The 781-nt window shown below is 58.4% G+C and carries 2 protein-coding genes; both read left to right on the plus strand.

All coding sequences use genetic code 11. The features are described 5' to 3' along the window. Positions 1-105: 105 nt before the first annotated feature. A complete protein-coding gene (locus HMPREF3096_RS12825; RefSeq protein ID WP_020314748.1) occupies positions 106-444 on the plus strand; it encodes a hypothetical protein in 339 nt (112 codons plus the stop codon). 54 nt (positions 445-498) lie between these two features. Continuing rightward, positions 499-781, plus strand: a 283-nt coding sequence (locus HMPREF3096_RS12830; RefSeq protein WP_070544498.1) for a hypothetical protein, incomplete at its 3' end; no start/stop codon positions are given.

Here is a 781-nt window from a genome sequence, read left to right on the forward strand (position 1 = left end):
CCAGCGGAGCAGAGCAGCAGGTCCCCGCAAAAGTCAAAACCGCGGCCCGGCAACTCAACGGGTGATGGTTTTAAACACCAAAAGCCAGAAAAAAGGGAAAAAATCATGAATATCAGCATCGTTAGTTCCGGCTCTTCCATTCTGCGTACCGATGGTTTTGTGCGCAACATCCACGCCGCTAACCCGTTCGATGTTGTCCGCGCCGATGTGGTGCTTGCGCGCATCGAGAAAGAGGCGGGGCGCTGCTGCGGGCTGCATTACGAGCTGTATCAGGCGCGCGTGCTGGGCGATGCGCTGGATTATCTGGATGCGCTGCCGCTGAAAGACCGCCCGACGTTCATGGGCGCGGCGGCAAAACGCGGGTATCTGCTTACGCTGGCGGAAGAAGAGCACGCGGAGGAAGCCCGTGATGTGCTGCTGAGTGAACTGGCGGCAAACGAGTAGACAAACACGGGTGGCGGCATGTTGCTGCCATCCCTTAACCCGAAGGAGAAAACCATGCACTTACACCTGACTGAATCCTCAGCCCATCCTGGAATGCAGGTCACCGCCGAAGCCGAGCGCGAGTACTGGATGAGTCGCCAGAGAGCGGCAGTGAAAGCGCCCGCTGAAATCGACGTTCACGCCTTCCATGACGCGCTGGGCCTGATGTACCCGCTCAACTGGTCAACGAGTGAGAGCGGTAGCTGGGAGACATTCATGCTGCAGGAGATGGTCTGCGGTGACGTGACAGAGATTTATGCCCGCTGCGGAGCCAGATATTTCCGGCTGCGGGATGTGT

This window comes from Klebsiella sp. HMSC25G12 (assembly GCF_001807705.1).
GTDB lineage: Bacteria > Pseudomonadota > Gammaproteobacteria > Enterobacterales > Enterobacteriaceae > Klebsiella > Klebsiella variicola.

Bases quoted from the DNA above. Each gene is read 5' to 3' on its own strand.
- HMPREF3096_RS12825 (WP_020314748.1), top strand. From the start codon at position 106: ATGAATATCAGCATCGTTAGTTCCGGCTCTTCCATTCTGCGTACCGAT.